15 protein-coding genes are annotated in these 23,821 nt (G+C 68.4%); 4 read left to right on the top strand and 11 right to left on the bottom strand.

The genetic code is table 11. The features are described from left to right. Positions 1-6 precede the first annotated feature (6 nt). Positions 7-3,210: a multidrug efflux RND transporter permease subunit gene (locus ACQQ2N_RS21030; protein ID WP_440223534.1), complete on the top strand. Its 3,204-nt coding sequence runs from the start codon at positions 7-9 to the stop codon at positions 3,208-3,210. Between the two features lie 214 nt (positions 3,211-3,424). Here ACQQ2N_RS21030 and ACQQ2N_RS21035 read toward each other — a convergent pair whose 3' ends face one another. The 5 genes from ACQQ2N_RS21035 to ACQQ2N_RS21055 form a co-directional block, all read right to left on the bottom strand. Then, positions 3,425-3,595, bottom strand: a complete 171-nt coding sequence (locus tag ACQQ2N_RS21035; protein WP_440223535.1) for a hypothetical protein — start codon at positions 3,593-3,595, stop codon at positions 3,425-3,427. A gap of 347 nt (positions 3,596-3,942) precedes the next feature. Beyond that, positions 3,943-6,546, bottom strand: a complete 2,604-nt coding sequence (gyrA, locus tag ACQQ2N_RS21040) for a DNA gyrase subunit A (RefSeq protein ID WP_440223536.1) — start codon at positions 6,544-6,546, stop codon at positions 3,943-3,945. Positions 6,547-6,822: 276 nt separating this feature from the next. Further along, complete coding sequence (locus ACQQ2N_RS21045; protein WP_440223537.1) at positions 6,823-7,287, bottom strand: GtrA family protein; 465 nt, start codon at positions 7,285-7,287, stop codon at positions 6,823-6,825. A gap of 242 nt (positions 7,288-7,529) precedes the next feature. Beyond that, the gene (gene mtnA, locus ACQQ2N_RS21050; protein ID WP_440223538.1) at positions 7,530-8,543 is read right to left on the bottom strand and encodes an S-methyl-5-thioribose-1-phosphate isomerase; all 1,014 of its coding nucleotides are present in this window, start codon (positions 8,541-8,543) and stop codon (positions 7,530-7,532) included. A gap of 163 nt (positions 8,544-8,706) precedes the next feature. Then, positions 8,707-13,170: a hypothetical protein gene (locus tag ACQQ2N_RS21055; RefSeq protein WP_440223540.1), complete on the bottom strand. Its 4,464-nt coding sequence runs from the start codon at positions 13,168-13,170 to the stop codon at positions 8,707-8,709. Between the two features lie 939 nt (positions 13,171-14,109). On the opposite strand from ACQQ2N_RS21055, the gene ACQQ2N_RS21060 reads away from it, so the two are divergent. Next, on the top strand, positions 14,110-15,489 hold the full coding sequence (locus tag ACQQ2N_RS21060) for a hypothetical protein (RefSeq protein ID WP_440223541.1): 1,380 nt from the start codon (positions 14,110-14,112) through the stop codon (positions 15,487-15,489). Between the two features lie 17 nt (positions 15,490-15,506). Here the strand turns inward: ACQQ2N_RS21060 and ACQQ2N_RS21065 are convergent, their stop codons facing one another. Beyond that, positions 15,507-16,673: an agmatine deiminase family protein gene (locus ACQQ2N_RS21065; RefSeq protein WP_440223542.1), complete on the bottom strand. Its 1,167-nt coding sequence runs from the start codon at positions 16,671-16,673 to the stop codon at positions 15,507-15,509. A 117-nt stretch (positions 16,674-16,790) separates the two neighbouring features. On the opposite strand from ACQQ2N_RS21065, the gene kbl reads away from it, so the two are divergent. Together kbl and ACQQ2N_RS21075 are read left to right on the top strand one after the other, a co-directional pair. Then, a complete protein-coding gene (kbl, locus tag ACQQ2N_RS21070) occupies positions 16,791-17,978 on the top strand; it encodes a glycine C-acetyltransferase (RefSeq protein ID WP_440223543.1) in 1,188 nt (395 codons plus the stop codon). A gap of 124 nt (positions 17,979-18,102) precedes the next feature. After that, positions 18,103-18,516, top strand: coding sequence for a hypothetical protein (locus tag ACQQ2N_RS21075; protein WP_440223544.1), 414 nt, complete (start codon positions 18,103-18,105; stop codon positions 18,514-18,516). A gap of 12 nt (positions 18,517-18,528) precedes the next feature. On the opposite strand, the gene ACQQ2N_RS21080 is transcribed toward ACQQ2N_RS21075, so the two are convergent. From ACQQ2N_RS21080 to ACQQ2N_RS21100, 5 genes are all read right to left on the bottom strand, one after another. After that, positions 18,529-19,272 (bottom strand): pseudouridine synthase, encoded by a 744-nt coding sequence (locus ACQQ2N_RS21080; protein WP_440225819.1) that lies wholly within the window; start codon positions 19,270-19,272, stop codon positions 18,529-18,531. A gap of 110 nt (positions 19,273-19,382) precedes the next feature. Next, positions 19,383-20,390 carry a protein translocase subunit SecF gene (gene secF, locus ACQQ2N_RS21085; RefSeq protein WP_440223545.1) on the bottom strand — a complete coding sequence of 336 codons (1,008 nt, stop codon included), beginning with the start codon at positions 20,388-20,390 and terminating at the stop codon, positions 19,383-19,385. A 16-nt stretch (positions 20,391-20,406) separates the two neighbouring features. Continuing rightward, positions 20,407-22,275 carry a protein translocase subunit SecD gene (gene secD / locus ACQQ2N_RS21090; RefSeq protein ID WP_440223546.1) on the bottom strand — a complete coding sequence of 623 codons (1,869 nt, stop codon included), beginning with the start codon at positions 22,273-22,275 and terminating at the stop codon, positions 20,407-20,409. 180 nt (positions 22,276-22,455) lie between these two features. Next, on the bottom strand, positions 22,456-22,785 hold the full coding sequence (gene yajC / locus ACQQ2N_RS21095; RefSeq protein WP_440223547.1) for a preprotein translocase subunit YajC: 330 nt from the start codon (positions 22,783-22,785) through the stop codon (positions 22,456-22,458). A gap of 129 nt (positions 22,786-22,914) precedes the next feature. Continuing rightward, complete coding sequence (locus ACQQ2N_RS21100) at positions 22,915-23,820, bottom strand: transglutaminase family protein (RefSeq protein ID WP_440223548.1); 906 nt, start codon at positions 23,818-23,820, stop codon at positions 22,915-22,917. Between the last annotated feature and the right edge of the window lies 1 nt (position 23,821).

The following is a 23,821-nucleotide window of genomic DNA, read 5'->3' on the forward strand; positions in this document are numbered from 1 at the left end:
CGACCCATGGCACAGTTCTTCATCAACCGCCCGATCTTCGCCTGGGTGGTGGCGATCCTCATCTCGCTGGCCGGCGTCCTCGCGATCTACCGGCTCGGCGTCGAGTCCTATCCGGCCATCGCACCGCCGCAGGTCACGATCACCGCGAACTACCCGGGCGCGAGCGCCGACACCGCCGAGAAGACCGTCACCCAGGTCATCGAGCAGCAGCTCACCGGCATCGACAACCTGCTGTACTTCAGCTCGCAGTCGAGCTCGAACGGCCGCGTCGCGATCACGGTGACGTTCCAGAGCGGCACCGATCCCGATACCGCGCAGGTGCAGGTGCAGAACAAGGTGAGCCAGGCCGCTCCACGCCTGCCTTCCGAGGTGAACCAGCAAGGCGTGATCGTCGCCAAGGCGAGTGCGGGCTTCCTCATGGTGGTCGGCCTGCGCGCCGACGACGGCGGCATCGACCGCAACGGCCTCAACGACATCGTCGCCTCGCGCGTGCTCGAGCAGATCTCGCGCATCTCGGGCGTCGGCGCGACCCAGCAGTTCGGCACCGAGTACGCGATGCGCATCTGGGCCGATCCGACCAGGCTGCAGGGGTACGGCCTGTCGGCGGGCCAGCTGACCGCGGCGATCCGCGCGCAGAACGTGCAGTTTGCAGCCGGCTCGATCGGCTCGCAGCCGACCCTGCCGGGCCAGGAGTTCATGGCGACGATCTCGGCCGACGGCCGCTTCACCTCGCCCGACCAGTTCGAGAACATCATCGTGCGCGCGAATGCCGACGGCAGCACGGTGCGCCTGCGCGACGTCGCGCGCGTCGAGTTCGGCGCGACCAACTTCGGCTTCGACACGCAGTACGACGGCAAGCCGCTCGCCGCGTTCGCGATCCAGCTGCTGCCCGGCGCGAACGCGCTGCAGGTCGCCGACGCGGTACGCGCGCGCATGGACGAGCTCGCGCCGAGCTTCCCGCCCGGCGTCGTGTGGTTCACGCCCTACGACAGCACGACCTTCGTCAACCTGTCGATCAACGAGGTCGTCAAGACGCTGATCGAGGCGATCGTGCTCGTGTTCCTCGTCATGCTGGTGTTCCTGCAGAACTTCCGCGCGACGATCATCCCGACGCTGGTCATCCCGGTCGCGCTGCTCGGCACGTTCCTCGGCATGATGGCGCTGGGCTTCACGATCAACCAGCTCTCGCTGTTCGGCATGGTCCTCGCGATCGGCATCATCGTCGACGACGCGATCGTCGTGATCGAGAACGTCGAACGCATCATGACCGAGGAAGGCCTCTCGCCACGCGAGGCGACGCGCAAGGCCATGGGCCAGATCTCCGGCGCGATCATCGCGATCACGGTCGTGCTCGCGGCGGTGTTCATCCCGTCGGCGATGCAGTCCGGTGCGGCCGGCGAGATCTACCGCCAGTTCGCGCTCACGATCGCGGTATCGATGGGCTTCTCGGCGCTGCTCGCGCTGAGCCTCACGCCGGCGATGTGCGCGACCTTCCTCAAGCCCACGCACGGCCCGGGTCACGGCGAGGACGGCCACGGGGCGCGCAAGCAGAATGTCGTGTTCCGCCAGTTCAACCGCTTCTTCGACTGGATGACGACGACCTACGTCGGCCACATCGGCAGCGCCGTGCGCCATGCACCGCGCTGGATGGTGTTGTTCGTCGTGCTGTCGGTGACCGCGGGCTTCCTGTTCACGAAGCTGCCGACCGGCTTCCTGCCCGAGGAGGACCAGGGCTACGCGATGGCGATCGTGCAGTTGCCGCCGGGCTCGACCATGGAGCGCAACCAGGGTGTCATGGCCGAGATCCGCGAGACCCTCGGCAAGAACGAGGCCTACCAGTCGATGATGCAGATCTCGGGCTTCAGCTTCCTCGGCATCGGCGAGAACGTCGGCATGGCGTTCATCAAGCTCAAGGACTGGAAGGAACGCGACGCCACCGCGACGCAGTTCATCCAGGAAGCCAACAAGGCCGTGGCGTCGATCAAGGGCGCCCAGGTCTTCGTCGTGAACCTGCCGACCGTGCAGGGCCTCGGCCAGTTCGGCGGCTTCAACTTGTTCCTGCAGGATCGTGCCGGCCTCGGTTACGAGCGCCTCGTCGAGGCACGCAACCAGCTGCTCGGTGACGCCAACGCGAGCGGCAGCGGCCTCGTCGCCGTGCGACCGAACGGACTCGAGGATGCACCGCAGCTCGAGATGCGCGTCGATCGTACCCAGGCGGAAGCGCTGGGCCTGTCGGTCAGCGACGTGTACGGCACGATCCAGTCGATGTTCGCGCCGGTCTACGTCAACGACTTCTTCTACCAGGGCCGCGTCAAGCGCGTGATGCTGCAGGCCGACGCGCAGTTCCGCTCGAACCCCGACGCGCTCCGCCAGTTCTACACGCCGTCGACGCTCGCGAGCACGACGCAGGAAGGGGCCACGACCTCGAGTGGCGGCCAGCTCATGATCCCGCTGTCGAGCGTCGTGACCACCGAGTGGACGAGCTCGTCACCGTCGCTCGCGCGCTTCCACGGCTATTCGGCGATCGAGATCGTCGGCAATCCTGCACCCGGCAACAGCTCGGGCCAGTCGATGGACACGATGCGCGGGCTCATCGAGAAGCTGCCTGAAGGTTTCGGTTTCGACTGGGCCGGCATGTCGTACCAGGAGATCCTGTCGGGCGGCCAGCAGACCCTGCTCTACACGCTCTCGCTGCTCGTCGTGTTCCTGTGCCTCGCCGCGCTCTACGAGAGCTGGTCGATCCCGACATCGGTGCTGCTCGTGGTGCCGCTCGGCGTGCTCGGCTGCATCCTCGCGACCTGGATGCGCGACCTGCCGAACGACATCTACTTCAAGATCGGCCTCATCACCGTGGTCGGCCTCGCGGCGAAGAACGCGATCCTCATCGTCGAGTTCGCGGTCGAGCAGCAGCAGGCCGGCAAGACGCTGCGCGAAGGCGTCGTCGAAGCGGCGCGCATGCGCCTGCGGCCGATCCTCATGACCTCGCTCGCGTTCATCCTCGGCGTGCTGCCGCTCGCGCTGTCGAGCGGCGCCGGCGCCAACTCGCGCCACTCGATCGGCACCGGCGTCATCGGCGGCATGCTGTTCGCGACGTTCCTCGGCGTGCTGCTGATCCCGGTGTTCTACGTGATCGTGCGACGCCTGCTCGGCGACAAGCTCGACGAACCCTCGAAGGCGATGCAGCAGGCACACGAGGCGCACAAGGCCTGAGGCGATCGCATGGCGTGACACGGCCGTCGCGGGAGGGCCGTGTCGGCGTACGGAGCTCCGGTCGGAGCGGAGCCCGACACGTGCCGTGTCGTCATCCTGCGCAAGTCGACGGCACTACGCGACAGCGCGGCACGCTGCTCTCGAGGTCGCGCTTCATGAAAGACGCGTCGGCTTCGTGACGGTACGCACGCCGATCACGTTCCCGGAGCTTGTCTCACGTTGCGATGCTCGAGGGGATCCCGGCTTGCGCCGGGATGACGGTGTCTTCTTCGTGGCCGCCGATGCTTCCGTCGCCCTTGCGGAGTTCGTCAGGCGTCAGCTGGTTGAGCAGAATGAGCTCCGCGCAAAAGGCACCTCGCATCACCGTCATCCTGGCGGCGTTCAACAGTCGAATGGCTGTCAAGCCGGAGACGCCTCACAACAGCGCGAAGCGCTGGTCACCCCCTTGAGCGCGGATCGAAGCCCGTAACCCGCAAGGCCACGTGGTCCGTCACGGACGACGACTCGGAGACACGGACCTCGCCTGTCGTCTCTCGGATGCTCCAGAGCATCCCGGCTGGCACGGGGATGACGGTGATGGGGATGTCTGCGGCGTGCGAAGGCCGCAGCATCGCGATCACAAGCGTGCGAAGCGGCTCATGGCGCCATGAAACATGACGCGGGGCCCAACCGCATCGACACCCTCGTCCATCATCAACACCGGCCCGGCGAACCGCCGGGCCAGCGTATCGATCATTCGTCCGCGGACGGCGTCGAAGCCTCGGTGCCCGCGTCACCCGCTTCGCCGTCGCCTTCGATCTCGCCTTCATCGCCGAGCGGCGCGAGGCGGACGACGCCGACGAGGTTCTCGTCGGTCGGCAAGCGGATCAGCGTGACGCCTTGCGTGTTGCGGCCGACGCGCGCGATCTCGGCGGCGCGCGTGCGCACGAGCGTGCCCTGGTTCGAGATCAGCATGAGCTCGTGGGTGTCGTCGAGCTGCACGGCGCCAACCAGCGCGCCGTTGCGGTCCGAACACTGGATCGCGATGACGCCCTGCGTGCCGCGGCCCTTCTTCGGGTATTCGCCGAGCTCGGTGCGCTTGCCGAAGCCGCGCTCGGTGGCGGTAAGGATGTCGCCCTCGCCTTCCGCGACGATGAGGCTCACGACACGCTCGCCCTCGGCGAGGCGCATGCCGCGCACGCCAGTCGCGGTGCGGCCCATCGAGCGCACGCTGCCTTCGTCGAAGCGCACGGCCTTGCCGTTCGAGGCGAACATGAGCACGTCACGCTCGCCATCGGTGATCTGCACGTCGACGAGCGCATCGCCCTCGTCGAGGCCGATCGCGATCTTGCCCTTGGTGAGCTGGAACGCGAATTCGGTGAGCGGCGTCTTCTTGACCGTGCCGTTGGACGTCGCGAAGAACACGAAACGGTCCTCGCTGTACTCGTGCACTGGCTGGATCGCCTGCACCTTCTCGTCGGCGCCGAGCGGCAGCAGGTTGACGATCGGCTTGCCACGCGCGTTCGGGCCCGCGTCGGGCAGCTGGTAGACCTTGAGCCAGTACACGCGGCCCGTGCTCGTGAACGTGAGCAGCGTGTCGTGCGTGTTGGCGATCCACAGGCGCTCGACGAAATCCTCGTCCTTGAGCGCCGATGCCGAGCGGCCCTTGCCGCCGCGCTTCTGCGCGCGGTAGGTGCTGACCGGCTGTCGCTTGGCGTAACCGGAATGCGAAAGCGTGACGACGACGTCCTCGGGCTCGATGAGGTCGAGGATGTCGATGTCGTCCTGGCTCGCCTGGATGATCGTGCGGCGCGCGTCGCCGAACTCCTCGCGCAGCGACACGAACTCGTCGCGGATGACGGCGAGCAGGCGCGTCGGATCCTCGAGGATCTCGATGAGGCCGGCGATCGTGCCGAGCAGCTCCTTGTACTCGTCGGTGAGCTTTTCCTGCTCGAGGCCGGTCAGGCGGCTCAGGCGCATCTCGAGGATCTGCTGCGCCTGCGCCTCGGAAAGCTGGTAGCCCGCGTCGGACAGGCCGATGCTCGCGGGCAGGTTCTCGGGACGCGAGGCATCCGCGCCCGATGCCGCGAGCAGCGCGCGCACGAGGCCCGGCTCCCAGCGGCGCGCGACCATGCGCTGCTTGGCCTCGTCGCTCGACGGCGAGGTCTTGATCAGCTCGATCATCTCGTCGATGTTGGCGAGCGCGACCGTGAGGCCTTCGAGGATGTGGGCGCGTTCGCGTGCCTTGCGCAGGTCGAAGATCGTGCGACGCGTGACCACTTCGCGGCGATGGCGCAGGAACGCGTCGAGGATCTCGCGCAGGCCGAGCGTGCGCGGCTGGCCGTCGACCAGCGCGACCATGTTGATGCCGAACGTGACCTGCAGCTGGGTCTGCTGGTAGAGGTTGTTGAGCAGGACGTCGCCCATCGCGTCCTTGCGCACCTCGATGACCACGCGCATGCCGTCCTTGTCGGACTCGTCGCGCAGCTCGGAGATGCCCTCGATCTTCTTTTCCTTGACGAGCTCGGCGATCTTCTCGATCAGCCGCGCCTTGTTCACCTGGTACGGCAGCTCGGTGACGATGATCGTCTCGCGGCCGTTGTCCTCGACCTCGATCTCGGCCTTGGCGCGCACGAGGATGCGGCCGCGGCCGGTGCGGTACGCCTCGACGATGCCCGCCGAGCCGTTGATGATGCCGGCGGTCGGGAAATCGGGGCCCGGCACGATGCGCAGCAGGTCGTCGAAGCCGAGATCCGGATCGTCGATCAGCGCGATGCAGGCACCGAGCACCTCGGAGAGGTTGTGCGGCGGCACGTTGGTGGCCATGCCGACCGCGATGCCGGCCGAGCCGTTGACGAGCAGGTTCGGGATGCGCGCCGGCAGGACCGTCGGCTCGAGCTCCTTCTCGTCGTAGTTGGGCTGGAAATCGACCGTTTCCTTGTCGATGTCGGCCAGCATCTCGGAGCTGAGGCGATCGAGGCGACACTCGGTGTAGCGCATCGCCGCGGCGTTGTCGCCGTCGACCGAGCCGAAGTTGCCCTGGCCGTCGATGAGCATGTAGCGCATCGAGAAGTCCTGCGCCAGGCGCACGAGCGCGTCGTAGATCGACGAGTCGCCGTGCGGGTGGTACTTGCCCATCACGTCACCGACGACGCGCGCGCACTTGACGTACGGGCGATTCCAGACGGTGCTCGATTCCTGCATCGAGAAAAGGATGCGGCGATGCACGGGCTTGAGTCCGTCGCGCACGTCGGGCAGCGCGCGACCGACGATGACGCTCATCGCGTAGTCGAGATAGCTCTGCCGGACCTCGTCTTCGATGTTGACGCGGACGACTTCTTTGGCGAACTCAGCCATCGAGCATTTCTTCCATAGGAATCAGGGGATTGCGATTCGCCCGCGCGAGCACTGAAGGGCTGCCGCGGGCGCGGCACAAGTGCGGAATTCTAGCACATCCCCCCCCTCCCCCGCGCCGCGCGGGCTGCCGCCGGCGCATGCCTGGAAAGGCTCCGGCACCGTGTCGGTCCGGACACGCCACGGCATGGTTCGGAGGCGTGCACCGGTCCCGTTCACCGCGTCCGGAAGGCCGTGTCGGCGGTGGTTGCGGAGACGAGGAAACAGCGACGAAGCGGATCAGGCCGGCGGGCGTACGTCCGGTTGCGCACGCGCGCGGAAGATCCAGAACTTCGACGTGAGGTAGTTGAGCACGGCGCCCGCGAGCGAACCGGCCGCGACGCCGATGACGGGCCAGCGATGGGCGACCGGCATCGCCGCGAGCACTGCCACGTAGGTGCCGTAGTTGAGCGCGAAGCCGCCGACCATGGCGACGAGATAGCGCGCGAGTTCGCCGCGTGCGCTCGCATAGCGGCGCTTGCCGGCGAACGTGTAGCGGCGGTTGAACGCCCAGGTCGCGCTCGCTGCGCACAGGAACGACACCACGCGCGCCGCATAGGGATTGATGTCGAAGACGCTGACCAGCGTCTGCACGATCGACGCGTCGACGAGGAAGCCGAGCGCGCCGCTGACGAGGAACAGCAGGATTTCGCGCGACGGCAACCGGCGCGTGCCGGACGGGACGGGCTCGCGGGCCGGCGTCATGCGCGTGGCCCGCGCGCGACGCTGCAGTCGGGTCTCACGTGGCGAGGCAAGGCGAGCAAGGTGGACAAAGCGCACGCGAGGGTCGTCGTCATGGCGGACTCGGGCGGTCCCTGGCCTGGAGTGCGCGCGAGCGTAGTGCATCCGCCGCGGGTTGAACATTCGGGGCTGTACCACGCATCGCAGACCACCGCTTCACCGCTGATCGCCGGAGACGCCACGGACGCACGCCGTCACCGCAGACCTCAGGCGAGTCCGCGCATGCCCGACGTCGCCGGGGAGGTCACGACGCCACGCTCGGTCACGATCGCGTCGATGAGCGAGGCCGGTGTCACGTCGAACACCGGGTTCCACGCGACCGCGCCGTCGACGACGGTGCGCTGTCCGGCGTGCGAGAGCAGTTCGGCCGGATCACGCAGCTCGATCTCGATGTCGGCACCGGTCGGCGTCTCGAGGTCGACGGTCGACCACGGTGCGACGACCATGACCTTCGCGCCGTGGTGGCGCGCGACGATCGCGAGCTGGTACGTGCCGATCTTGTTGGCCGTGTCGCCGTTCGCGGCGATGCGATCCGCACCGACGATGACCCATTGCACCTTGCCCGAGGCCATCAGGTGCGCTGCGGCCGAGTCGGAGATCAGCGTCGCGGGGATGCCGTCGCGCACGAGCTCCCACATGGTCAGGCGCGCGCCCTGCAGCCACGGGCGCGTCTCGCCCGCGAACACCTGCGTGATGTGTCCTGCCGACACGCCCGCACGCACGACGCCGAGCGCCGTGCCGAATCCGGCCGTCGCGAGCGAGCCCGTGTTGCAGTGCGTTAGCACGCCGACGCCGTCGCCGAGCAGCGCGGCACCGAGCTCGCCCATGTGCCGGTTCGCGGCGAGATCCTCGTCCTGGATCGCCTGCGCCTCGCCCTCGAGTGCGAGCGCATCGGCACCCGCGGCGATCGCACGCTGCATGCGATCGAGCGCCCACATGAGGTTGACCGCGGTAGGCCGCGCGGCGCGCAGCATCGGCAGCGCTTCTGCGAGGGCGTCGCTTCCGCGGCGCGCGGCGAGCACGACACCCCAGGCCGCGGCGATGCCGATCGCGGGCGCACCTCGCACGACGAGATCGCGGATGGCCTGGGCGACCTCGGCCGGTGTCGTGCAGTCGATGTAGTCCTCGACGAACGGCAGGCGGCGCTGGTCGAGCAGGCGCAGGCGGTCACCACGCCACAGCACGGCGCGGATCGAATCGTGGGAGGGCATCGTCGTCATGGCGGGGTCCGGCGCGTGCCTGCGGCGAGGCGGGTCGCGCAGCGTAGACGATGCCATGCGCCGCGGGAACCTCCGGCCTTGCGCGTGCAGCGGTGCCGTACAGGTTCCGGAAACAAAAAAAGCGGGCGGCAGCTCGCGCCGCCGCCCGCCCTGGATCACCGCATCAGTCGCGTGGACGCGAGGCTTCGATGACCTGGATCGCCGCGTCGCCCGACAGCGACAGTGCGAGGTCACCTTCGGCACCGTGCACGAGCAGCTGGCGCTGGCCATCTGCACCCGCGATGCCGAGGACCAGGTCCTGCGCCTGCTTCGGCATCAAGCCCCAAGCCGGAGCCACGGCCGCGTCACCACGCAGGATCACGACGCGACCCGACACCGTGTGCGCGAGATCGATCGCGAACACGTCGCCATCGCTCGACACGCCACGCGCGAGCGGCGACAGCGGACCGTCGACGACGAGCGTCGAGAGATCGAGCGCGACGAGACCTTCGCCCTCGAGCATCGATGCCACACCGCCACCGACGCCGTTGACCACGCCATTGCCACCGAGATCGAAGCTGTTGCGGAACAGCACGACCGGCGTCGACTCCGATGCGACGTCGTTGGCCGGCTGCAGGTCGTCGTCATGGCTCACGGAGACGGTCGCGACGACGATGTCCTCACCACCCGAATCGACCACCGACGAGGTCAGGAACACCACCGACGCACCGACCGGCAGATCGACCGTCTCGTCGATCGCACCGGTGCCCGCCGCCGCGCAGGTCGCTCCTGCCACGGCGTGGCAGAACCACGTTGCCGTGGCGGCTTCGTGCTGGTCGGGGATCGGCAGCGACACGGAGACGCCTTGCGCCGCGGACGGACCCGCATTGGTCACGATGACGACGTGGCTGTGATGGACACCGTCGCGCACGGCTTCGGCCGTCGACGACAGCGTGACCGCGATGTCGGCATGCGCCGTCGCCGTGGCGGTGAACACGGCCGAGTCGATGCCGTCGACACCGGCCGTCAGCGTGTTCGTGCCGACCGACGCGCCGAGCGTCCAGCTGCCGACCGCAGCCAGGCCGTTCTCGTCGCTGAGCACCGAGGCCGTCGTGACACTGCCGCCGCCCGCGGTGACCGTGAACGTGACGACCGCACCCTCGACCGGACCACCGCCCGCGTCGACGACACGCACCTGCGGCGCGATCGCGACCGCACTGCCCTGCGGTGCATTCTGCGCATCGCCGGCGACCTTCTCGAGCGTCGCCGCATCCGACACGACCTCGGTCGAGAACGTGTCGCTCGCGAGGGTGTCGCCACTCTCGACACCGACCACGCGCACGGTGACGCCGTGCGTGCCGGCCTTCGCGAACGTATTGCGCAGTGCCGTCGTCGCGTCGTAACCGGCCGGCACCGGGAAGCCCGCCGCGGGGCCGAAATCGCCGCAGAGGTTGCTGCCGCAGACGACCAGCGGGATCGGCGCGAACGTGCCCGAACCCGGCGCCGTCTCGTACTCGCTGGTGACGTCACCCGCCTCGAGTGCCGACGGACCGGCGATCTCGAAGCTCACCTTGACGTTCCCGGTCGTTGCACCGTCACCGTCGTTCGTCAGCGTCGACGCGAAACCCGTCGTCGCGACGCCGCGATCGACCGTCGCCGGCCCCGTCATCGCGATCGCGACGTCGGACGCGACGACCGTCGTCGTCGAGGAGGCGCTCGCATACTCGTCCTCGCTGTCCACGCCGATCACGCTGGCCGCGACCGTATGCACGCCCGCCGTATTGAACGTGTTGCGCAGCGCCGTCGTCGCGTCGTAGCCGGCCGGAACCGGGAAACCTGCGACCGGACCGAAGTCGCCGCAGAGGTTGCCGCCGCACACCGTGAGCGGGATCGGACCGAACACGCCAGGCGACAGCTCGTACTCGGAGACCACGTCGCCGGCCGCGAGGGCCTGCGCACCCGAGATCACGAAGCGGACCTTGACGTTCTCGGTCGTCGCACCGTCACCTTCGTTCTTGAGTGTCGACGAGAAGCCGGCTGTCGCGACACCCTTGTCGGCAGTGGCCGGGCCGTTCACCGCGAGCGAGAGATCGGGAGCACGCACCGTCGTCGTCGACGACGCGGTCGCGTACTCGTCGCCGCTCGTGGCGCCGATCACACTCGCCGCGACCGTGTGCACGCCTGCCGTATTGAACGTGTTGCGCAGCGCCGTCGTCGCGTCGTAGCCGGCCGGAACCGGGAAACCCGCCGCAGGACCGAAGTCGCCGCAGAGATTGCTTCCGCACACCGTGAGCGGGATCGGAGCGAAGTTGCCCGGAGACACTTGGTACTCGGAGACGACATCGCCAGCCGTGAGCGCCTGCGCGCCCGAGATCACGAAGCGCACCTTGACGTTCTCGGTCGTCGCACCGTCGCCTTCGTTCTTCAGCGTCGACGAGAAACCAGGCGTCGCGACACCCTTGTCGGCAGTGGCCGGACCGTTGACATCAAACGTGATCGAGGGCGCCGTGATCGTGCCCGACAGCGAGTCGGTCGCGTAGATGTCGCCGCTGGTCGCGCCGACGACGCGCATCGTCAGCGTATGCGCACCTGCACGATGGAACGTGCTGCGCATCGGCATCGTGACCGTGTAACCGGCCGGCAGCGGATAGGTCTCGGCCTCGCCGTAATCGCCGCACAGGTTGGCGCCGCACGGCACAAGCGTCATCGGCGTGAAGTTGCCCGAACCGATCGGACGCTCGAACTCGCCGACCACGTCACCGACCGCGAGCGTACCGGGGCCTTGCACCTCGAACACGACACGCACGTTCTCGGGCGTGATGCCGTCACCGTTGTTGGCGAGCGTGGTGCTGTAGCCGGTCGTCACCACGCCGAGCGAGGCCGTCGCCGGTCCTGCGAGCGACAGCGCGACATCCGGCGCACGCACCGTCGTCGACGACGACGCCGTCGCGTACTCGTCACCGCTCGTGGCGCCGATCACCGAAGCGGCGACCGTGTGTACACCGGACGTGTTGAACGTGTTGCGCAGTGCCGTGGTCGCGTCATAGCCGGCCGGGACAGGGAAGCCTGCGACCGGACCAAAGTCGCCGCAGAGATTGTTGCCGCACACCGTCAGCGGGATCGGAGCGAAGTTGCCCGGAGACACCTGGTACTCGGAGACGACATCGCCAGCCGTCAGCGCCTGCGCGCCCGAGATCACGAAGCGCACCTTGACGTTCTCGGTCGTCGCACCGTCGCCTTCGTTCTTCAGCGTCGACGAGAAACCAGGCGTCGCGACACCCTTGTCGGCAGTGGCCGGACCGTTGACATCAAACGTGATCGATGGCGCCGTGATCGTGCCCGACAGCGAATCGGTCGCGTAGATGTCGCCGCTGGTCGCGCCGACGACGCGCATCGTCAGCGTGTGTGCACCAGCGCGATGGAACGTGCTGCGCATCGGCATCGTGACCGTGTAGCCGGCCGGCAACGGGTAGGTCTCGGCCTCGCCGTAGTCGCCGCACAGGTTCGCGCCGCACGGCACGAGCGTCATCGACGTGAAGTTGCCCGAGCCGATCGGACGTTCGAACTCGCCGATCACATCACCGACCGCGAGCGGACCCGGCCCCTGCACCTCGAACACGACACGCACGTTCTCGGGCGTGATCCCGTCGCCGTTGTTGGCGAGCGTGGTGCTGTAGCCCGTCGTGGTCACGCCGAGCGAGGCCGTCGCCGGGCCTGCAAGCGACAGAGCGACATCCGGAGCACGCACGGTGCTCGCGAGCGTGTCGTCGGCGTAGACGATGCCGCTGGACACGCCGATGACGCTCGCGGCGACGCTGTGCGCGCCGGCCTTCCGGAAGGTATTGCGCAGCGCCGTCGTCGCGCTGTAGCCGGCCGGAACCGGGAAGCCCGCGGCCGGACCGAAGTCGCCGCACAGGTTGCTGCCGCAGACGGCCAGCGGAATCGGTGCGAAGTTGCCCGGAGACACCTGGTACTCGCTGACCACGTCGCCCACCGCGAGCGAAGACGGACCGGAGATCTCGAAACGCACCTTGACGTTCTCGTTCGTCGCGCCGTCGCCGTTGTTGGCGAGGGACGACGAGTAGCCTGTCGTCGGGATGCCGCGCTGGACGTCGGCGGGGCCCGTCATGCCGAGCGTGATCGACGGCGCCGTGATCGTGCCCGACAGCGAATCGGTCGCGTAGATGTCGCCGCTGGTCGCGCCGACGACGCGCATCGTCAGCGTATGTGCACCAGCGCGATGGAACGTGCTGCGCATCGGCATCGTGACCGTGTAGCCGGCCGGCAACGGGTAGGTCTCGGCCTCGCCGTAGTCGCCGCACAGGTTCGCGCCGCACGGCACGAGCGTCATCGGCGTGAAGTTGCCCGAGCCGATCGGACGCTCGAACTCGCCGATCACATCACCGACCGCGAGCGGACCGGGGCCTTGCACCTCGAACACGACACGCACGTTCTCGGGCGTGATCGTGTCGCCCTGATTGGCGAGCGTGGTGCTGTAACCACTCGTGGTCACGCCGAGCGGAGCGCTGGCGGGGCCCGTGACGGAAAGCGTGACATCGGCCGCCGCGAAGGCGGGTGTCGAGAGTAGCGATGCGATCAGCCATCCTGCCGCGTTGCGGCGGAGGCTTCTCTTCTTCGCAGGTTCCATGGGAGTACCTCATCGGTCAGGGTCGGCGCGCGGAACGCGACGACTCGGATGTGCTTCCTTTCACGCCGTGAGCGGGATACGAAAGAAAGTGCGCGGATGTGTCAGAAACGGACGCGGAGCGTGACGGCGGTACCGCATGGCATCGTCGTCGGCGTCGGCGACACCTGGCGCGGAGCAGCGCGCGTGCCAGCGGGAACATGTGGAATGCGCATCCGTTCACAAAAATGAGAATTGGTTGTCTAGCGCACGATTTCCGTGCGCTATGCAAGCATCTCGCGCGCGGCGCGTCGCCGCACGATGAAGAACGCGACGACGCCGATACATCGACCGCGCGGGCAGCCTCGCCCAGTCCGTGTGCACGCGTTGCGCGATCACGCTGTGTCCCGGGCTCGCGCGCGCACGAGCACTCCTCGATCTCGACGCAGCGGATCACGCATGCCGAACGAGCGGCTTCGCACGATCCTCGCGACGCGCACATGCCGGAGGCGCGCGCCGCGTGCGAGGTGCCCCTCCGGGCCTGAACCTGGTGCATCGAATCCATGAAGCTCCCCTCGACGCGATTTCGCGCCGACATCCTTGCGTATACATGTATACCATCTTCCGTGCGATGCAGCCCGGGTCGCCCCTCCGAAGGCGCGAACCTCGCGGCGTGTGCGCCGACACCGATCCGGCCGAGGTGGCCCGTGGTCGCCCCCCGTCATGCCACCGAAATGCAACGGGATCGCCCTTAAGGCGACGCAATCCCCCGCCTTCGGCCCGCACCTCGCAGAATCACGAGGCATGGAGCCGGTGCCGCCCGCTCCGTGCAGTCCGGAAAAGCACGCGCGCCGTGGCACCGCGCTGCTGCACGTCTCCGGCGGCGTCTCGACACCCGCTCCGCGTGGCCCGCAGGGCACGGATTCAGTTCCCGGTTCACGGCGGATCTGGGACCATGTGCGGATGACTCGCGTTGCCCACCTGCCATGGCTGCTGCCCCTCGCGCTCGCGTGCCTCGCGCCGACGGCGCAGGCCGAAGACAAGCACGAGCTCGAACCCGTGCTCGACGCCGTGTCGCTCGCGCCGGCGGCGCTGCTGTCCGGACCCGGCTTCCAGGTGGATCCGCACGTGGAGATCCGCGGCTACATGGCCCATTTCACGCTCGATACGCCGGTCGGCGTTATCCACGCCGAGAGTGTCGAGATCCTTGCCGACCGCGTCGCCGAGCTGCCCGCGCTCGAGGCCCTCGACGAGGTGACGAAGTCGGAGGCCTTCACGTCCGCCGCAGGTGACGCGCTGGGTCGCACCGCGCGCGGCCTCGGTCAGGTGCTCGGCCACCCGATCGACACGCTCGTGGGGTTGCCGATGGGCGTCGCGCGCTACTTCGGCAACCAGTTGCGCAAGCTCGGCGAGCGCGCGCAGAAACTCTCGGACCGCGCCGCGCGCCAGCTCGGTACCGACGGCAATCCGTATCCGCGCGACGAAGGCCCGATGACCGAGGCACGCAGCGTCGCGCAGGAACAGGCCGACGCGCCGGCGAAGAAGGACAAGCGCTGGTACGACCGTGCCGGCGCCGAGATCGAGCGCGAGATCAAGCGGCAGGTCAAGTACAGCCAGGTCAAGCGCGAGCTCGCCGAGCGCCTCGGCATCGATCCGTACACGAGCAATCCCTACGTGCGCGAGCGCCTCGACGATCTCGCCTGGGTCGGCTCGGGCGGGCGCTTCGCGGCGACGGGTGCGATCGGTGCGGTCGGCGGGACCGCCGGCCTCGTCATCGACCAGGGCACGCGCATCAACGACATCGTCTGGAAGCTCGATCCCGACCAGATCCGTGAACGCAACGCGACACGCCTGGCCGCCTACGCGCGCGACGAACTGCTCATGCGCCAGTTCCTGCGCCGCGGCGTGTTCACGCCGACGCTGCAGACCGCCCTGCTCGACGCACTCGACGACCTCAGGCCGGCGAGCGGCGGCGACGCGCTGCTCGAACTCGCGATGACGGCCTCGAGCGAACTCGAGGCGCGCTTCGTCGTCAATGCGCTCAAGCTGCTCGCGCGCGGACTCGGCGAGCGTGCACACGGCGGCACGTTGCTGACGATCGGGTCGGGCCTCGCCTACGACGCCGCAGACGGCGAGCGCGTGCTGCCGCTGCCGGTCGACTACCTGCCGTGGACAGTCGAGGTCGAGCAGTTCATCGACAACGACGCGTTCCGACGCGCGCGAAAGAGCATCCTCGTCAGCGGCGAGGCGACGATGCGCACGCAGCGCGAGCTCACCTCACGCGGCTGGAGCATCCACCTGCGCGCGCCGGCCGAACGGCTGCAGGCGCTGTCGGCACGCTGATCGACGCGGCGCAGCCGTCACGGCGTCTCGAAGCGCGCGCCGAACAGCAGGTCCGGCATGTGCATGACGATGCAGTGGATCGCGCCGGCCTGGCCGATGATGCCGCTGCAGTCGACCTGCACGATCGCGTGGTCGGGCAGCGCAGCCTCGAACGTGGCCTTCGCCTGGGCGTCCCGTGTCGCATTGCTGCCGCCGAACCGGCAGGTCAGCACGACGTTGTTGACGATGACGGCGTTCGTGTATGTGTAATGCGCGCCGCCCGTGCGCCAGCCCGGCGTGCGGTAGACCGTGTAGCCTCTCGACTGCATCAGCGTCGCGGTCGCCTCGGTGACGGTCCTAGGGACGCCGCCGCCCTCGCCCGCCGCGTACTCGCCGATCAGCACCTTGTCGTCGCCGAGCGGCAGCATCCACATGTCGATGTGCTGGGTCGAGTCGTAGGTCGACGGGAACGGATCGGTCAGCGTGACCTCGAGGCCCTGGTAGTCGCGGTAGGTGTCGAGGATCTGCTGCTCGGTCAACGACGGATTCTCGTTGACGATCAGCCGCGTCATGAACGCCTCGCGATCGCGGAACAGATGGAAGTTGCCGCCGCCGTGCACGAGCGGCATCGCGTAGACGGTCTCGCCGGTCTGCGTGCCGAACACGCCGGGGAACGCGTTGTCGTTCGGGCGCGGCCGGTTGTAGGTGTGGTCGGCGATCGCGCGGCGGCCGTCGTCGTCGATGTAGCGCGGACCGTAATCGCGGATCCACACCGAATCGGTCGCCGCGATCGTGAAGTGCACGTGCGCCATGTCGGCACCGCCGTTCTGCAGCACCGTCGTCGCCGAGGCCTGCTGCGACGCATTGGCCACGACGACCCAGACGTCCGACGGCGGCTCGGCCGTGGTCAGCGGCACGACCATCGACGTGTGCAGCGCGTTGTAGTTGCCCCAGCGGATCAGGATGCCGTGGTTGGCCTCGTACTCGGCCTGCGCACGCGGCTTCGTGGCCGGCGGCGCCATCGGCCGCATCGGCACCGACGGGCGCGCGAGGCCCCGCTCGTGCGCGGCGAGATCGCGCGGCAGCGAAGGCGGCAAATCGTCGACGATCGTCGCGAGATAGGCCGGATCGGCCTCTCGCGGCGCGGCGGACGCCATCGCGGGCAACGCGAGCAAGGCGAGCAGCAAGCAGGCGGACGACTTCACGAACGACTCCCGGCGGTGACAGATCACCGAGTCTAGCGCGCCCACCGGTCCGCGGCTGCGCAGGCCGGCGCTTTGCGGGACAATCGCGGTTTCGCCTCGACGCCCCTGGAACGCCCCATGCAGACCGCCATCCGCGACCGCCTCGCCGCCGAACTCGACTCGATCCGCGAGCAAGGCCTGTTCAAGACCGAGCGCATCATCGCCACGCCGCAGTCCTCGGCCATCCGCACCACCGACGGCCGCGAGGTGCTCAACTTCTGCGCGAACAACTACCTCGGCCTCGCCGACAACCGCGAGGTGATCGAGGCCGCCAAGCTCGCCCTCGACACGCACGGCTTCGGCCTCGCCAGCGTGCGCTTCATCTGCGGCACTCAGGACCTGCACAAGCGCCTCGAGGCCGAAATCTCGGCGTTTTTCGGCACCGAGGACACGATCCTCTACACGAGCTGCTTCGACGCCAACGGCGGCCTGTTCGAGACGATCCTGTCCGACGAGGACGCGGTGATCTCCGACGCGCTCAACCACGCCTCGATCATCGACGGCATCCGGCTGTGCAAGGCCGAGCGTCGTCGCTACGCCAACGGCGACATGGCCGAGCTCGAGAAGCACCTCGTCGAGACCTCCGGCAAGCGCACGCGCCTGATCGCGACCGACGGCGTGTTCTCGATGGACGGCTACATCGCGAAGCTCGACGAGATCGTCGCGCTCAAGAAGAAGCACGGCGCGCTGCTCATGGTCGACGATTCGCACGCGACCGGCTTCGTCGGCCCGACCGGCCGCGGCTCGGCCGAACTGCACGGCGTCATGGACGAGGTCGACGTCTACACGTCCACGCTCGGCAAGGCGCTCGGCGGCGGCTCCGGAGGCTTCACGACCGGTCGCCGCGAGATCATCGACCTGCTGCGCCAGCGCTCGCGCCCGTACCTGTTCTCCAACACGCTGCCGCCGCCGCTCGTCGCGGCGAGCCTCAAGGTGTTCGAGATCCTGTCGCGCTCGACCGAGCTGCGCGACCGCGTCGAGGCCAATGCACGGCGCTTCCGCGCCGGCATGGCCGAGGCCGGTTTCGAACTGCGCCCGGGCGACCACGCGATCGTGCCGGTCATGCTGCACGACGCCAAGCTCGCCCAGCGTTTCGCCGCCGACCTGCTCGAGGAAGGCATCTACGTGATCGGCTTCTTCTACCCGGTCGTGCCGCAAGGCCAGGCGCGTATCCGCACGCAGATGAGCGCCGCGCACACGCCGGCGCAGATCGACCGCGCGGTCGAGGCGTTCACGAAGGTCGGCCGCGCGCTCGGGGTGATCTGATCGGCTCCGCGGCGCGCGGCGAAGGCCGCGCGCCGCCATGTCGTCGCCACGCATCGGCCCGATCGCCGGAGCAGCATGCCGCATCGTCGATGCGGAGTGCGTGCAGATGAACAGGTTCCGTGGCATGCGTGCGTTGGCCGTCACTCTCGCCATGATGGGAAGCGGCGCGGCCTTGCTCGCGGTGCTCGATGCGTTCGTGTCCGCCGATCTCTGCGAGAACACGCTGCTCGAGCAGGCGTACTCGCCGGACGGGCGCATGAGGCTGGTCGTGTTCGAACGAAGCTGCGGCGCGACGACGGGCTTTTCGACACAGGCGTCGCTGCTCGATGCCGGCGAGCCTCTCGGTGACGAGGGGGGCAATGTGTTCATCGCGGACACCGACCACGGCCGTGCTCCTGCCGCCGCCCACGGCGGCCCGGCGCTCGACGTGCAGTGGATGGACGACGGCAACGTGGAGCTGCACCACGATGCACGCGCCCGCGTGTTTCATGCTCTCGACGCCTTGCGCGGCGTGCGCATCGCCAGGCGTGTGCACTGAGCGACGAAGCGCTCAGGCATCTCTTGCGGATCGAGCCTGAGCGAGTGCTGCGACCTCTTCCGCCGTCAGATCACGCCATGCCCCGCGCACGAGTGCGCCGAGCGTGAGTGCCCCGATCGCCACGCGCACGAGGCGCAGCACACCGATGCCGTGTGCAGCGAGCAGGCGGCGGATCTGCCGGTTGCGGCCTTCGTCGAGCACGATTTCGAGCCAGCTGTTGCGCGTGCCGCGGCGCAGCTCGCGCACATGCTTCGCCGCGAGGTGTTCGCCGGCATCGACGACGCCCTCGCGCAGGCGATCGAGGGCTGCAGTGTCGAGCAGCGCGTCGACCTGCACGTGGTAGGTCTTGTCGGGACCGTGCTCGGGTGACGTCACCGCCGCGGCCCAGGCGGGATCGTTGGTGAACAGCAACAGGCCCTCGCTGGCCTTGTCGAGCCGGCCGACCGGCGCGAGCCATGGCAGGCCGGCGCCGTCGAAGGCGCGATAGACCGTGTCGCGGCCCTGCTCGTCGGCCGTGGTCGTGACGAGGCCGCGCGGCTTGTCGAGCATGACGTAGCGACGCTCGACCGCAGCAGCGGCCTCGAGTCCCTCGACGACGATCGCCGCTTCGGTGCGCGTGCGTGACTCGGGATCACGCACGAGACGACCGTCGACGCGTACGCGTCCCTCGACGATCCAGCGTGCGGCCTGCGTGCGCGAGCACAGCCCGCGCTTGGACAGCACACGGGCGAGGCCGTGCGTGCCGCCGTCCGGCATCTCCACGCCGCGCCTCGTCGCACCCGCCCTCTTCCGCGTGTCGCGCATCACGTGCTCCAACGAAAACGGGGCGCCGAAGCGCCCCGTGCATCGTAGCTCGACGAAGCCCGTCAGGGCCTGCGCTCGAGCTCCGGATCATCCTTGGTGACCGGCATGAGGTCCTGCTTCGAGACACCGAGTGCGAGCAGGATCGGGTTCGCGAAGAAGATCGACGACAGGATGCCGATGACGATGCCGATCAGCATGATGAGGCCGAAGCTCTCGAGCGCTGCACCGCCGAACACGTACAGCGCGCCGACCGCGAGCGCGGTGGTGACGCCGGTCATGATCGTGCGCGACATGGTCGAGTTGATCGAGCGGTTGAGCACCTCGATCGGCTCGCCCTTGCGCGAGGAACGGAAGATCTCGCGGACACGGTCGAAGACGACGATCTTGTCGTTGATCGAGTAGCCGACCACGGACAGCACCGCCGCGAGCGCGGGCAGGTCGAACTCGCGGCCGGTCAGCGCGAAGATGCCCATCGTGAGCAGCGCGTCGTGCGCCTCGGAGGCCACCGCGGACACCGCGAAGCGCCATTCGAAGCGGATCCACAGGTAGATCGAGATGCCGGCGATCACGAAGATGACCGCGACGAGGCCGTCGGTGCGCAGTTCCTCGCCGATCTGCGGACCGACGAACGAGCTGCGCAGCACCTTGGCGTCGTCACGCTTGACCTTCAAGGCCTTGAGCACGTTGACGGCGAGCTTGTCGGCGGTGGCGTCGTTGTGGATGCCCGATGCGGCCTCGCTGGCCGGCGTCTCGCCTTCGGCGGCGGCCGGCGCTTCGGCCTCGTGCTCCTCGTTGGCGAGGCGGATCGCGAACTCGTTCGTGCCACCGTAGGTCTGCACGATCGCGTTGCCGAAGCCGCCGTCGGAGAGCGCCGAACGCACCTCCGCTACATCGATCGCGCGCTCGTACGTGACCTCGACGAGCGTGCCGCCCGTGAAGTCGAGGCCGTAGTTGAGGCCGCGCACGAAGATCAGCGCGGCCGAGACCACCATCAGGATCACCGAGATCGTAAGGCTGACCTTGCGCCAGCGCATGAAATCGATGTTGGCATTCGGATTGAAGAGTTCCATGACTGTGTCCCGGGGTTCAGACCGACAAGGCCTTGACCTTCGAGCGACCGAAGATCAGCGAGATGATCGAGTGCGTGCCGGTGACCGACGTGAACATCGACGTGATGATGCCGATGGTCAGCGTGATCGCGAAGCCGCGGATGGGACCGGAGCCGAACGTGATGAGGCCGATCGCGGCGATGAGGTGGGTGACGTTGGCGTCGAGGATCGTCGCCCACGCCTTCTCGTAACCGGCGCGGATCGCCGCGAGCGGCGTGGCGCCGTTGCGGATTTCCTCTCGGATGCGTTCGCAGATGAGCACATTGGCGTCGATCGCCATGCCGAGCGTGAGCACGATGCCGGCGATGCCGGGCAGCGTCAGCGTGGCCTGGAAGATGCTGAGGATCGCCACGAGCAGCACGAGGTTCATGAGGAGCGCGAGGTCGGCGATGAGGCCGAACAGCTTGTAGTAGAGGCCGACGAACACGACGACGGCGAGCAGGCCGATGATGACCGAGTTGATGCCCTTCTCGATGTTGTCGGCGCCGAGGCTCGCGCCGATGACACGCTCCTCGACGATGTCGACCGGCGCAGCCAGCGAACCGGACTTGAGCAGCAGGGCCAGCTCGGAGGCGACCTTCATGCTCTCCAGGCCCGTGGTCTGGAAGTTCTTCGAGAACACGCCGCGGATCGTCGCCTCGTTGATCACGGTCTCGGTGATCTTCGCGGTGCGCTCCTCCTTGCCGTCGACGATGCGCACCTCGGGGGTGCGCTCGATGTAGACGACCGCCATCGGCTTGCCGACGTTGGCCATCGTGAAGTCGAGCATCTTGCGTGCGCCGGCTTCGTTGAGCGTGACCGACACCGCCGGCTCGCCCGACTGCTGGTCGGCCTGGCTGGACGCGTCGATGAGCTCGTCGCCCTTGACGATGACCTTCTTCTTGAGCACGAGCGGGTTGCCGTTCTTGTCGCGGTACAGACGCGAGTCGCCGGGCACCTGGCCGGTCCGTGCGGCTTCCTGCGGATTGGCGCTCTGGTCGACCGCACGGTATTCGAGGGTCGCGGTCGCGCCGAGGATGCGCTTGGCTTCGGCGGTGTCCTGCACGCCCGGCAGCTCGACGACGATGCGGCTGTCGCCCTGCTGCACGATGATCGGCTCGGCCACGCCGAGCGCGTTGATGCGGTTGCGCAGCGTGCCGACGTTCTGCTTGATCGTGTTGTCCGCGATCACGCGGACGCGCTCGGGGCGCATCGTCACGAGCAGCGTGGGCTGATCGCCGACCGACGGGCCGTTCACGACGAGCAGGTCGGTCGCGTAGTCCTTGTTGATCGCCGCGGCGATCGTGTCGCGATCGGCGTTGTTCGGCGTCTGCACGACCACGCCCTGCGCACCGCGCGAGACGTTCGCGTTGCGGATGTTGCGGTCGCGCAGCAGGCCGCGGATGTCGTCGACGTAACGCTGTTCCTGCGTGTCGCGAACGCTCTTCTGGTCGACTTCCATGAGGAAGTGCACGCCGCCCTGCAGGTCGAGGCCGAGCGGCATCGAGTCGGCGCCGATCGCGCGCAGCCAGGCCGGCACGGTCGAGGCGAGGTTCGGCGCGGTCGTGTAGTTGTCGCCGAGGCCTTCACGCAGCGCGGCGGCACCGTTGAGCTGGGTGTCGGTGCTGCCGATCGGGAACAGCACGAGCAGCGCGTCCGTCTTGAGCTCGACGCTCTCGAACGGGATGTTGCGCTTCTGCAGCTCCGCCATCGCGCGCTCGCGCGTCGCTTCGTCGATCACCGTGCCGCTGTTGCCGATGACCTGCACCGCGGGCTGCTTGGGGTACAGCGTCGGCAGGGCGTAGATCAGTCCCAGCACCGTCACCAGCACGACCAGCGCGTGCTTCCATCGTGGATAGTCGTTCATCAGTCGAATCCGGTTGTCGCGCGAACTGCAGTGGAAGCGTGAGGATGCCGCGGGGCCCCTTGCGCGCGGACGCTGCACGAAGGCAACGCCACGCGGACCTTCTCCCCGCCGCGGGTTTGGCCGCGGCAGTCTGCCGCGGCCGCTCCGGGCCTTCCCGCTTTGGGGATGGCCGGGCGTGGATCAAGCCTGCTTGAGCGTGCCCTTCGGCAGGACCGCGCTGACCGCGTGCTTCTGCAGCTTGATGCGCACGTTGTCGGCGATCTCGACGGTCAGGAACGACTCGCCGATGTCCTCGACGCGGCCGACGAGGCCGCCGTTCGTCATGATCTCGTCGCCCTTTGCGAGCGCCGCGATCATGTTGCGCTGCTCCTTGGCGCGCTTCATCTGCGGGCGGATCAGCATGAAGTAGAAGATGCCGAACAGGATGATCAGCGGCAGGAACGACATGATCGGATTCGGTGCGGCGGCCGCCGCGTCCTGCGCGTAAGCGGAACTGATCAGGAAATCCATCGTCTCTCCAACGGGTTGCGGCAACCGCGGCAGCCGCCCCGGTCACAAAAAAGGTCGCGGATTATGCCATGCGGCGCGAAACGGCGCACGGCGCGCCGCGAAGACCCGGCGGGTGCGGCGTGGTGTCGCTCAGGCGGCGGCCGGTTCGACCGGCGTGACCATGACCGCCACCTCGAGCTCGTGCGCACCGCCACCGAGGATCACGCCCCGCAGCGGCGAGACGTCGCCGAAGTCGCGTCCCGCCGCGAGCGTGACGTGCTGCAGCGACGGCACGACGCGGTTGGTGGGATCGAAATCGACCCAGCCCTGGCGCGGACAGAACACCGACACCCAGGCGTGCGAGGCATCGGCGCCGACGAGGCGCGGCTTGCCCTCGACCGGCGTCGTGCGCAGGTAGCCGCTGACGTAGCGCGCGGCGAGCCCGAGCGAGCGCAGGCAGGCCAGCATGACGTGGGCGAAGTCCTGGCAGACCCCGTGGCGCTTCTCGAACACGTCGAGCAGCGGTGTCGCGATCTGGGTCGCCTCGGGTGAATAGGTGAAGTCGGCGTGGATGGCCTGCATGAGCGCCTGCGCAGCCTCGAGCAACGGACGCCCGCGCGTGAAGCACGGCCGCGCGTAGTCGGCGAACACGGTCTTGATGCGCACGTACGGTGACTCGACGCGGTAGCGCATCGCCTCGAGGTGGGCCTCGTCGAGTGCCTCGCCGCCACGGTAGGCGAGCGCGCCGACGACGTCTTCCCACGCCGGCGAGTCGACCGGATCGAGCGGGTCATCGGCCTCGACGTGCACGCGCAGGCGCGCGGTGATCGCGAGCGTCTCGTGGGGGCGGTCGAAGTCCAACCGCGTCAGCGGATTGCCGAACGCGTCCTCGCCGTCGACGCGCCGCGACGGCGCGGGATCGACCACGAGCGCGTGGGCGAGGCAGGCCTGCCGCGGCATGTCGCGCGGCGCGAGGTGCAACAGCTGCTGCGACAGCGACACCGGCGCGCCGTAGCGGTACTCGGTGCGGTGCACGACGTCGTAGGTGATGCCCATG

This window comes from Dokdonella aquatica (assembly GCF_051987395.1).
Taxonomy (GTDB): Bacteria; Pseudomonadota; Gammaproteobacteria; order Xanthomonadales; family Rhodanobacteraceae; genus Dokdonella.

What these genes read in the sequence shown, in the direction of transcription:
- ACQQ2N_RS21080 (WP_440225819.1), bottom strand. Translation starts at nt 19,272, where the DNA reads ATGCCGGACGGCGGCACGCACGGCCTCGCCCGTGTGCTGTCCAAGCGC.
- ACQQ2N_RS21030 (WP_440223534.1), top strand. Translation starts at nt 7, where the DNA reads ATGGCACAGTTCTTCATCAACCGCCCGATCTTCGCCTGGGTGGTGGCG.
- ACQQ2N_RS21060 (WP_440223541.1), top strand. Translation starts at nt 14,110, where the DNA reads ATGACTCGCGTTGCCCACCTGCCATGGCTGCTGCCCCTCGCGCTCGCG.
- ACQQ2N_RS21055 (WP_440223540.1), bottom strand. Translation starts at nt 13,170, where the DNA reads ATGGAACCTGCGAAGAAGAGAAGCCTCCGCCGCAACGCGGCAGGATGG.
- mtnA (WP_440223538.1), bottom strand. Translation starts at nt 8,543, where the DNA reads ATGACGACGATGCCCTCCCACGATTCGATCCGCGCCGTGCTGTGGCGT.
- ACQQ2N_RS21100 (WP_440223548.1), bottom strand. Translation starts at nt 23,820, where the DNA reads ATGGGCATCACCTACGACGTCGTGCACCGCACCGAGTACCGCTACGGC.
- secF (WP_440223545.1), bottom strand. Translation starts at nt 20,390, where the DNA reads ATGGAACTCTTCAATCCGAATGCCAACATCGATTTCATGCGCTGGCGC.
- yajC (WP_440223547.1), bottom strand. Translation starts at nt 22,785, where the DNA reads ATGGATTTCCTGATCAGTTCCGCTTACGCGCAGGACGCGGCGGCCGCC.
- ACQQ2N_RS21075 (WP_440223544.1), top strand. Translation starts at nt 18,103, where the DNA reads ATGCGTGCGTTGGCCGTCACTCTCGCCATGATGGGAAGCGGCGCGGCC.
- secD (WP_440223546.1), bottom strand. Translation starts at nt 22,275, where the DNA reads ATGAACGACTATCCACGATGGAAGCACGCGCTGGTCGTGCTGGTGACG.
- gyrA (WP_440223536.1), bottom strand. Translation starts at nt 6,546, where the DNA reads ATGGCTGAGTTCGCCAAAGAAGTCGTCCGCGTCAACATCGAAGACGAG.
- kbl (WP_440223543.1), top strand. Translation starts at nt 16,791, where the DNA reads ATGCAGACCGCCATCCGCGACCGCCTCGCCGCCGAACTCGACTCGATC.
- ACQQ2N_RS21045 (WP_440223537.1), bottom strand. Translation starts at nt 7,287, where the DNA reads ATGACGCCGGCCCGCGAGCCCGTCCCGTCCGGCACGCGCCGGTTGCCG.